Source organism: Odoribacter sp. N15.MGS-14, from assembly GCF_000980245.1.
GTDB lineage: Bacteria > Bacteroidota > Bacteroidia > Bacteroidales > Marinifilaceae > Odoribacter > Odoribacter splanchnicus.
In genome coordinates this window covers 1-11,339 of sequence record NZ_LARE01000073.1, presented here as the reverse complement: position 1 = coordinate 11,339, position 11,339 = coordinate 1, and the positions used below count along the sequence as shown (strand labels likewise).

Genomic DNA, 11,339 nt, shown 5'->3' with positions numbered 1-11,339 from the left:
AGGAAGGAGAGATAAAAGCGGATAATCCGAATTATAGTTTTGCTTATTATTATAGTGAATTGGTGACAGATGAAAATGGTTTTCTGAAATGTGCTGTCCTCGATTCAACTTTTTCTAAAGACCTGGATATTCCGGCTGCTTTATCTCCTAAGCAATATACTTGTTGGTTTGAGGTGAAAGACAAAAGGACGGAGGTGATCAGCCGGAAAACATTTAATCTTAATGTAGCCTCTTCAATTACCAATGGATGGATGGTGTTGTGTAACGAAGGAGCGGAGCGGAGAGTGAGAATGGATATGATTGGCATGATTTCTGCAGAACGGGAGGTGGTTACTCATGATATACTCACGACTTTGCCATTATTACATGGAGCAATCAGTATAGCGCATGATCCTAAGTTTAATATGACCAGTGGACCTACTTTCCGGGTGTTAACAGAGGATGGCGGGTATAAGCTGAATCCGGAAGATTTTTCTTCAGGCCCCGAATACAGTATGGATTATGAATTCGGAGATCAGACTGTTCATCATATTCCTGTTTCTTATAATTTTGCTTATAATTATCCGGTTGTCGTAGATAAGGAAGGAGATATTTATATGCAGAAAAATGTTGCTGGGGCCATTTTCGGTATGCCTTTCAATGTGCTGAAAGCAGGTACGAATCCGACTTTTAAGGTTTCTCCCTATATAGGGAGTTTAAGCGGTATAGCCGGAGCATTTCTGTATAATGTTACGGACGAACGCTTTATGATGTGGTATGCTTTTTCCGAAGAGATAATGATGGAATTACCGGCTCCGGAACCCCAGCTGTTTGATTGGAATGTGGGCAAAGAATTGATATACATGTCCGGAACAGAGAATAATTATGGGATATACTCCCTGATGAGGGATAAACAGGGACGCTATGCTTTGTATGGGGTTGAGGCCGTGTTGTATTCCTATCCGCCCAAGTATAAACAGACTTTGTGTCAAGATGGGGATGGACAAGGATTGAAAGCAGAACACTTGGCAGAATCGAAAGTATTTGCTTTTCATCCGAAATTGCCTTATCTGTTTTATGCCTATATGAATGAGATTTGGGAATATGATTATTCGACGAAGCAAGCCCGTAGGGTGGCTGTGTTGGGAGATAAGGAGACGGTCACGATGATTAAGTTCAATCGGTTTACCGGTAGCTATTCGAAGGTTCCTAAACCGGATGAGTATTTTGAAATGCAGTACCGCTTGATTGTAGGTTCTGTGGATGGGAATGTAGAGGGGAATAATAATGGGATCTTGAGATTTTATGAGGTTCCTGAGTTGAATAGAGATTTGGTCTTGTATGGAAAACCTTATACCGGGTTTGCTGAAATTAAGGATGTGGTTTTTCGGGAGAATTGAAGTGGAATGAAAATGGGGATTATTCCGGGGTATTTATATGCTCCGGAATTTTAATACCTATTTGTAGGTATGTCGATTTATTAGCAGATTGATTATCTTTGCCACATAATTTGGAGTGGCATGGAAAATAATTATTTGAAGCTTGCTGATATACCGACTGGAGAAGAATGTGTCATCGTAAAGGTGCATGGACATGGGAGTTTTCGAAACCGGATCGTGGAGATGGGATTCGTAAAAGGAGAAAAAGTGACGGTGATAAAAAATGCTCCTTTACACGATCCGATCGAATATAAATTGATGGATGGCCATATTTCTCTGAGACGGAGTGAGGCTCGTTTGATTGAAGTCGTCTGTACTTCCTCGATAGATCAGGAAGGATATAACGGTACGTTTACAGAAGACGAGATTGCCCGGGAAATTTCCGAGAAATCCCGGACGATCAATATCGCTTTGGTTGGGAATCCGAATTGTGGGAAGACTTCTTTCTTTAACCGGGCTACCGGATTGCGCGAAAGAGTGGGGAATTATAGCGGAGTGACGGTGGATGCCAAGCAAGGAACTTGCCACCATAAAGGTTATACGATCAATCTGATCGATTTGCCCGGGACTTATTCTATTACCGAATATACTCCGGAAGAAATTTATGTGCGTGAATTTATTACGAAGCATCATCCGGATTTAGTGCTGAATGTCGTGGATGCTTCTTGTCTGGAACGGAACCTGTTCCTGACTACTCAGCTCATCGATATGAATATCCGGGTGGTGATGGCATTGAATATGTTCGATGAACTGACCAACGAAGGTTCTCACCTGGATTATGGCTATTTGGGACAACTACTGGGTATCCCGATTGTGCCGACGACAGCTTCAAAAGGGATCGGAATCGAAGCCGTGTTGGATAAAATTATCGAAGTGTTCGAAGACCAGGCCAAAGAGTCCCGGCATGTACATATCAATTATGGGACAGAAATCGAAGAGGCGATTGCCCGGATTAAAGTGGAGATCGCCCCGAATAAAAATATTACCGATGAATATGCTCCCCGGTATGTAGCTATCAAATTACTCGAGGATGATCGGATTATGAAAGAACAGCTGGTAACGGTTCCCAATTATGCTTGTATGCTCGAAGTAGCACAAAAAGAAATCCAGCGCCTGGAAAAAGAATATAAGGAAGATACCCGGACGATCATCACGAACCTGAAATATGGGTTTATCCGGGGAGCTTTACAAGAGACCTTCCGGTCGGGAGAAAAGGATAAACGTCAGCTGACGACTGCTATCGATGCCTTACTGACTCATCAATGGCTGGGCTTCCCTTTCCTGATTTTCTTTATGTGGCTGATGTTTCAGGCGACCTTTTCGCTGGGAAGTTATCCGATGGACTGGATCGAGGCGGGAGTAGAAGCCCTCGGAAGTTGGGTGGCCGGAATTATGCCTGAAGGGCCTTTGAACGATTTGTTGGTGAATGGAGTTATTGCCGGAGTGGGGGGAGTGATCGTTTTCTTACCCAATATTCTGATTCTTTTCTTTTTCATTTCTTTGATGGAGGATACAGGCTATATGGCAAGGGCTGCCTTTATTATGGACCGGATGATGCATAAGATAGGACTTCACGGAAAATCCTTTATTCCCTTGTTGATCGGTTTCGGATGTAATGTACCGGCCATTATGGCTACCCGCACTTTGGAAAGCCGGAGGGACCGGATTATGACGATGCTGATTACTCCTTTTATGTCTTGTAGTGCCCGTTTACCGGTATATATACTGTTGGTATCTGCCTTCTTTCCGGTGAATCAGGGCTTGATCCTATTGTCTGTATACCTGATCGGCATATTACTGGCTATCGGAACTTCTTTTTTGTTGAAGAAGACCCTGTTCGCCAAATCTTCGGATCCTTTTGTCATGGAATTGCCTCCTTACCGGATGCCTACGATGCGAAATACCACGATCCATATGTGGGGAAAAGCCGGACAATATTTAAAGAAAATGGGTACGATAATCTTATTTGCTTCTATTCTGATTTGGGCACTGGGGTATTTCCCTTTAAACCGGACGACTATGGCCGATGAGACGGAACATTTGGAGAATTCATATATCGGACAAATCGGGAAAGCCATCGAACCGGTAATTCGGCCTTTGGGATTCGACTGGAAGATGGGCGTGAGTATTGTGACCGGATTGGCTGCCAAAGAGATTGTAGTGAGTTCTATGGGAATTTTGTACCATGTCCCGGATGCCGGGGAAAATTCCCAAAGCCTGATCGAGAGCCTGCAACAGCAACAATATAGTAACGGACAGAAGGTATTTACGCCTTTAGTGGCTTATGGATTTATGCTGTTTATCCTGATTTATTTCCCTTGTATGGCTGTGATCGCTGCTATTCGTAAAGAGGCGGGGTGGAAATGGGCATTGTTTACTATTTTTTATACTACCGGGCTGGCTTGGTTGGTGTCGTTCGGCGTATATCAGATAGGAAGTTTATTTTAGAAAAAAGAATGCTTTGATACAAAACGGTATTGTATATCTGATTATCGTTGTTGCTTTAGTGGGGGCGATACGATTCTGCTACAGGAAACTGAAGGCTTTGAAAAAGGACGAATCATGCAGTACTTGTGACACTTGTCCTTTGAAAGACAGCTGTGCCCGTAAGCCGGTGAAAAAGAAAAGAGGAAGCTGTTGTTCCTCTTAGCAGTCGGTCTTGGAGTCAGAAAAGCTTCAAGGTAATGCTTTCAGCTTCTTTCCGTCTTCTGATCCGTTCTTTTTCGCCGCGTCGGAATACGTAAACGAGACCGTACTCCTCGCACATATAGCGCTTTTCTTCTTCGTCTTTTACCCCTTCGAAATAACGTTCCACTTCGTTCCATACTTCCAGGATCAAGGCATCGGCATCATTCCGGTATTGAGCGACATTCCCGCTTTCCCGGGCTGAGTTATTCTGGAACTGTTTTTGGCGGGTATAGTTTTCTTTGAAATTTTCATAATTGACTTTTACCAGGGCAATCGAAGGACAGTAGATCGGATTACCACCACCGTTACTGATCCGGTTCTGCTCGCCGGCAATTATTTTTTCCCCCCATTGCAGCAAATCCTGTTCGGTCAAAAGAGAAGGAACTTTCGAACTGTTTTCGTCCAAACCATAAAATGTACGGGCTGAGGGTTTCAGCTCTCCACGGGCAATACAAAAATTCAATACCTGAATAAAATGAGAGATATAAAGCCGGGCTTTTTTGGTATATTCAGAGAATTTTTGACTATTATCGAACTGTTTCTCTTTCGCTAACTTAGAGTTGGTGATAGCAACTTCAAATTTAGGTAAAAAGAATTCTATTTTTTGTTTCAAAGCAAAAGGATAGGCTATCGTATCGATCTCGAGATACTGGCCTTTCTTCAAAGCTGCTTTTAATGCCCTTATTCTCGCTGCATCTGTATTAGGTAATCTTCTGTAAGGCATGAGCTTAAACTTTTAATGAACGATATAATACACTACTGCGAAGGTATGGAAAAAAAACGATCAAACCAATATTCGTAAATACGTTTTTTAGTATTTTTATACTATTGCTTGATATTCTTATAGTTATTATAGGTCTCGAGCACTTGTCGTACGTATTTGTACGTTTGACGGCCGTTACAATAGCCGTTTTTAGACAGGGGATCCCGGTAATATTCCGGTTCGTTTTTGTGAAGCAGATAGTAATCGACGTTATTATCCCATAAAGTGGCGTCTTTCCCATATTTATTGGCTAGGCGGATGGCGTCCAGTACGTGTCCGGGACCTGCATTATAGGCGGCCAGAACGAATTTGAGCCGTTCGGAAGAATCGATCGGCTGGCTTGAAAAGTAACGGTCCAGGTAATGTAAATATTCGGTTCCGACATAGACATTACTGTCGGGCTCGAAATAATTTCCGACGTTAAAATGATCGGCTGTTTCAGGAATAATCTGCATTAAACCGTAGGCTCCGACTTCCGATTCGGCATAAGGATCGAATTGAGATTCGGTATAGACCAAAGCTGCCAGCAAACGCCAGTCCCAGCCGAGCTTTTTACTCTCTTTGCGGAATAACTTGTCGAACGGTGAAATATCGCCTTTCTTGATGAGTGTGTATTTGGTCGTGTTGTGAGGAACTGCCGGATGTTTGCCGAAATAACGTTTATAGAGGTAGTTGAGTTTTCCGTTTTTCCGGATTTCTTCCAGCCAGTTGTTGATTTCCGAGCTCAATAAACTGGCATCCGAATGGGTCGCCCACGATACGGAAATATCTTCTTTTAACTTGAGAGCTATATCCAGGTTCTTCATAGAATAACTGGAGGCTTGGGCGATGTTTTCGTCGATAACGGTATAATTGATTTCGCCGGTCTCTACCAGGTGCAAGAGATCTTCATAGGAATAATGCTCGATCTCGGTGATATAAATGTGTATATTCAGAGAATCCTGTATTTGTTGCAGAACCTTTTTATACGAGGTGGCACTTTTGGGAATATAAATCTCTTTCCCGTCTAATTGAGCCATATCTTTGATGGGTTGGCTATTTTTGTTCTGCACGAGTACTTCCCGGGTTTGGAAAAGAGGTTTACTGAAACGGAGCTGTTCATTCCTTTCCGGGGTTTGGGTCAGACTGACGGCTAAGAGGTCGTATTTGCCGCTCTGTAGCCGGCCGATAGCCGTATCTATATCGTTGTTAACTTCGACAATTCGGAGATTGACTCCCAGGTAACCGGCAAAATCCCGGGCCAGATCGTAATGAAATCCCCGCGTAATACCACGGTATACGTAATAGTCGGTCGTATTATAAAAAGTGGAAATCTCCAGACTCCCCCGCGTCAGAATTTTTTCCAGCGATGAAGGTTCCGGTAATATGATTTCCGGAGTAACCTCTTTACCTGACTCACATGCAAAGCAAAGAAAAAGGGTAATATAAACGGCAATTTTAGAGATTGTCATTCAACAAAGATAGTAAATGTTTCTTAATCGAAAAAGTCCCACTTAATACCGAATTTGAGCATACCCGGGTTGATCGGATAATCGGCGGCACTGAAAAAGTCTCCGTGATTTTTTAGCAGATAGTTGATGTGTTCGTATTTGACAAAGATATCGGCCCGTTTGATCCTTAGGTTAAGGAAGACATCGAGCTTCGGATAATTACCGGTTTTTCTTTCCCGCTGGTTATAAAACTGCATAATAGAAGGCATGTAATTGTCGGCGTAAAATTTTGTGTTGTAAAAGACGTCGATTCCTGTCTGTAAAAACAAGGCATTTTTAAATAAGGCATGCTGAAAATAGTTATGGGAATATACAGAAATGGCCGGTAGGGAAAGGATATCTTCCTGGGTACTTTTTTGAAAATATACGGTCTGGTCGAAGTAGAAATTGCCTAATCTGAAATTTTGCTTTCCCCAGGCGGTCAATACCATCAAGGTCTTACTGGTCTGTTGGGGCATCGCTGCCGTATCGAAATAGACGTAACTGAAAATATTGGCGATACCGACTCCTAATTCGGTTCGCAAACGGTTATTCACATAGCGTCCGTCGGCTTTGATGGTTTTGATGGCTTTAAAATCATTTTCCCAGATATCGTGATTTCCGACATAGCGATCGAAGAACGGATTTACACTTTGTAATTCGATCGTCGCATTGGCCCGGATGTATGAACTTCTGTCTTTACGCAAAGCTTGCTGTACGTAGCCGTCGAATTTGAAATTCCCGGCATAGTGCCCCAATACACATAGCTTTCCGGCAATATCGTAAGTGAACGATACATTCGTGTCTACATTGAAAATTCCGGCTGTAATGTAAGTCCCTGAATAGCGGGTATGGCCGAAACTCTCGGTATGGGAAATCGAATCGAAAGCTGTCCGCTGCCGGTAGTTTTCGTGTTTAAAATCCAGACCGGCATATATACCCGGCAAATATTTGTACTTCGGATGTTCGTTCATGACAAATTTAGTGGAGATATCGTACACCTGGTTCGTGATCAGATCCGTCGTAGAAGTACTGTCTATATAGGTATGCGGAAAGAAGTCGAAAGCAATGCTGCCTTCTTTGTATCTGCGTTCGTTTCCTTCGGCCCGGATGTTGATGATGGCTTTAGCCGGATAAGTGGTAAAAGTATCCGTGGGAGTAGTTACTTCTTTGGGATTACCGATATTGTACTGGCCCTGTAATTGAAAATTGGTGTTCCGGTAATTGTTGGAAATATCGTTGCTGCTCAGGTTTACCGGTATATTTTCAGCTTTTTGATTGGTGGAGTCGATGATAAAAGAGATGTCCTTGACACCACCGTTTTCTGCAAAATGCCCATTATTCTGGTTTAAGAAAAAAGAGAGGGCGATTCGTTCTTTCTCATAGGACGAGAACAAAGAAAAATGATACGCTTTGGCTTTTTGGTTCATATAACGACCGTCGCTGGAAATCAGCTGGTAACGAATACCGGCATTCCACCAGGGGCGGATATTTTGTACATGCCATACGTCCAGCAGGTTTTCGGCTTTCCCTTTTCCTCCTCCCGTAAAATATTTCAATCGGGTGAAAGGGGTTGTCGTATTGAAAAGTAAAGCGTCTTCGGGCTTAAAAAGGAAAGCCCGGATTTGAGTCAGAGGGTAAAAATCCTGAACCGTTTCGCGCGTAATAAAAATATTGGAAAGATAAGGAGAGGGAAAATTACCCAGATAAGTGTTCGAAATATTCTTTTTAAAAATGGTATTGAAATTCTGAATACCGTCCATCAGCGTATCCAGAGCAACCTCTCTTTTATATACTCCGTTCCTTTCCCATTGCCAGGTATGACGGAAATGAGGCACATTGGATTCCGGTATAGAATCGGAAGATAATGAAGAGTTGCTACCCTCCATATCCGGAGGGATTTCTGTATCGAATACGTTTTGTGCACGACAAAACAAATGCAATGATGCGAATAGTATTATGCAGATAAATTTTTTCATCGCTGCAAATATACGTAAACTTTTAAAACTCTCATAAATTACTTACTTTTGTCCCTTGGAAAAATGTTTTTTCCGGGAAAGTTTTAATACTATGGATAAAAATCAAATGATTGTAGAACCAGAAGAAGGTAAGACCTTGAATTTTATTGAACAGATTATTGAAGAGGAAATTGCTGCCGGTAAAAACGGGGGAAAAGTACATACCCGTTTCCCGCCGGAGCCGAATGGATATTTACATATCGGACATGCTACTTCAATATGTCTCAATTTCGGGTTGGCTGCAAAATATAATGGAGCGTGTAATTTGCGTTTCGATGATACCAATCCTTCTAAAGAGGATGTGGAATTTACAGATGCAATTCAGGAGGATATAAAATGGCTGGGATTTCAATGGGACGGACCGGTCAGGTATGCTTCCGATTATTTCCAGCAGCTGTATGATTGGGCCGAACAGATGATCCTGGAGGGGAAGGCTTATGTTGACGATCAGACAGCAGAAGAAATCAGTGCCGGGAGAAAAACAATTACCGAACCGGGAGTGAATAGCCCTTACCGGGATCGTTCGGTAGAAGAAAATCTGGATTTATTCCGGCGGATGAAAAATGGAGAGTTCCCGGAAGGTAGCCGGGTGTTGAGGGCTAAGATCGATATGGCTGCTGCCAATATGTTGATGCGTGACCCGATCATGTACCGGATTATCTACTGTAGCCATCATCGAACCGGTGATCGGTGGTGCATCTATCCGATGTACGACTTTACTCATGGACAAAGTGACTATCTCGAAGGAATCACTCATTCGATCTGTACGTTGGAATTTGAGATTCATCGGCCGCTTTACAATTGGTTTCTGGATCAGTTGACAACGACCGAGTACCGGCCACGGCAAATTGAATTCGCCCGTCGCAACCTGAATTATACAGTGATGAGTAAACGGCGTTTGTTGGAATTGGTACAGAAAAAGTATGTTTCCGGTTGGGACGATCCCCGAATGCCGACTATTTGCGGATTGCGCCGGCGTGGTTATACCCCCGAATCTATTCGGATGTTTGCTGAAAAGGTGGGAGTGGCCCGGCGGGAAATCGTCGTGGATATGGCGTTGCTGGAATATTGTGTCCGTGAACATTTGAATAAGACGGCTCCTCGGGTGATGGCAGTGCTCGATCCGGTGAAAGTGGTCATCGATAATTATCCTGAGGGAGAGACGGAATATATGGAAATCGAGAATAATCCGGAAGATGTGAATGCCGGAGTGCGTAAGGTGGCTTTTGCCAGGGAACTTTTCATCGAACGAGACGATTTTATGGAAGATGCGCCGAAGAAATTTTTCCGCCTTACTCCGGGACAGGAAGTACGCCTGAAAGGTGCTTATATTATTAAATGTACAGGGGTCGATAAAGATGCCGGTGGAAATATCACTTTGATCCATTGTACTTATGATCCGGAATCCCGAAGTGGTAGTGGAACGGAGGCCAGTAACCGGAAGGTAAAGGGTACTTTGCACTGGGTGGCAGCAACGGATGCTATCGAAGCTGAAGTCCGTCTTTACGATCGTTTGTTTAAGGATGAAGATCCGGCAGGACACAAGGAGGTCGATTTTAAGGAGTTTATCAATGAAGATTCACTGAGAGTACTTAAAGGATGTAAGTTGGAATCCTCGATGAGACGGGCTAAACCTGGAGATCGTTTTCAGTTCCAGCGGTTGGGATATTTTTGTGTAGATCCCGATTCAACGGATGGACAATTAGTAATCAATCGTACCGTATCGCTCAAAGATACCTGGCAAAAAATGAATAAATAAATGAAGAATAAAAGCATTTGGAATGAGATGAAACCATACCTGATCATCTCATTCGGTATGTTGGTTTATGCTTTTGCCGCAACAGGTTTCCTGGTGCCTCATAAGATTGTCGGTGGTGGAGCTACAGGTATTGCTACTGTATTATTCTATTTGTTCAAAATTCCGGTAGGTATCGGTTATTTTTTGGTGAATATCCTGTTGCTGATTATTGCGATGAAGGTATTGGGACCGAAATTCGGTATCAAAACCATTTTCGCTATCATTGTCGGGAGTGTGTTCCTGGGTATTATGCAGCCCTTGATGCCTGTGGACGGTATTTTACCCGACGAGAAATTTATGAGTACCATTATCGCTGCAATGCTGACCGGTATCGGTATCGGCGTATCGCTCTCTGTTGGTGGAAGTACCGGAGGTACGGATATCATTGCGATGTTGGTGACCAAATACCACAATGTCAGTCCGGGGCGGGTATTGATGGTATGTGATTTCTGTGTCATTGCGATGACTTTGCTGATATACGACCATGTCGATCGGGAAGCCTTCGGTGGATTGATATACGGTTATGTCATGATGGGAATCGTTTCTTTTACCGTGGATTATGTATTGACCGGAAAAACACAGTCGGCCCAGCTTTTTATCTTTACTGATAAATATGATGAAGTGGCCCGTGAGCTGACGAATCAGGTACATCGGGGTGTGACTCTGATCGATGCTAAAGGTTGGTACACCGGACAAGATAAGAAAATTATCCTGATTGTTGCCCGTAAACACGAAGCTTCCGATGTATTGCGCATTGCCAAGCAGATCGATCCGGATGTGTTTATGACGATGGCTCCCGTGATGGGAGTGTTCGGTAAAGGATTCGAAGAGGTGAAGGGGGTGAAGTAAACGAATCTGAAGATTCGAAGGGAATCGTGCAAATAGTAGGTTTGCACGATTTTTTATGCCTTGATGGAAAGAAGGTTGGTATTCTGGTCGAAATACGATATATATAATCTATTCGATTAGTATGAATAACCATAAATAGCGTGAACCGATGGAAATTTGGAATAAAATAAGATAAATATAATAGTTTGATAATGAATGTATTGTGTAGTGGTCGTTCATTTTTTTGAAAAAAAGTGTGTAAAAAATTTGGAAATGGGATATTAATGTTTCTATCTTTGCAGCCGCAATCAGGAACCGATGTATTGAACAAACGGAGGAGGTGAGAGGGTATGATGT

At 42.9% G+C, this 11,339-nt stretch carries 7 protein-coding genes; 4 read left to right on the top strand and 3 right to left on the bottom strand.

What is annotated here, in order from left to right; translation table 11 throughout:
- Positions 1-1,379 (top strand): hypothetical protein (locus WS34_RS12580; protein WP_046405193.1); only part of this gene is annotated, 1,379 nt, incomplete at its 5' end.
- 120 nt (positions 1,380-1,499) lie between these two features.
- Positions 1,500-3,866, top strand: a complete 2,367-nt coding sequence (gene feoB, locus WS34_RS12575; RefSeq protein WP_286693767.1) for a ferrous iron transport protein B — start codon at positions 1,500-1,502, stop codon at positions 3,864-3,866.
- Between the two features lie 217 nt (positions 3,867-4,083).
- Here feoB and WS34_RS12565 read toward each other — a convergent pair whose 3' ends face one another.
- The 3 genes from WS34_RS12565 to WS34_RS12555 all read right to left on the bottom strand — a co-directional run bounded on the left by WS34_RS12565 (position 4,084) and on the right by WS34_RS12555 (position 8,317).
- Positions 4,084-4,830 carry a hypothetical protein gene (locus WS34_RS12565; RefSeq protein ID WP_013612332.1) on the bottom strand — a complete coding sequence of 249 codons (747 nt, stop codon included), beginning with the start codon at positions 4,828-4,830 and terminating at the stop codon, positions 4,084-4,086.
- Between the two features lie 101 nt (positions 4,831-4,931).
- A complete protein-coding gene (locus WS34_RS12560; RefSeq protein WP_013612331.1) occupies positions 4,932-6,320 on the bottom strand; it encodes an MltF family protein in 1,389 nt (462 codons plus the stop codon).
- 23 nt (positions 6,321-6,343) lie between these two features.
- Complete coding sequence (locus tag WS34_RS12555; RefSeq protein WP_046405190.1) at positions 6,344-8,317, bottom strand: putative porin; 1,974 nt, start codon at positions 8,315-8,317, stop codon at positions 6,344-6,346.
- A 91-nt stretch (positions 8,318-8,408) separates the two neighbouring features.
- Between WS34_RS12555 and WS34_RS12550 the strand changes: the two genes are divergently transcribed.
- Both WS34_RS12550 and WS34_RS12545 read left to right on the top strand, forming a co-directional pair.
- Positions 8,409-10,115 carry a glutamine--tRNA ligase/YqeY domain fusion protein gene (locus WS34_RS12550; protein ID WP_041557320.1) on the top strand — a complete coding sequence of 569 codons (1,707 nt, stop codon included), beginning with the start codon at positions 8,409-8,411 and terminating at the stop codon, positions 10,113-10,115.
- Positions 10,116-11,003 (top strand): YitT family protein, encoded by an 888-nt coding sequence (locus WS34_RS12545; RefSeq protein ID WP_013612328.1) that lies wholly within the window; start codon positions 10,116-10,118, stop codon positions 11,001-11,003. It abuts the gene before it with no gap.
- The last annotated feature ends 336 nt before the right edge of the window (positions 11,004-11,339 follow it).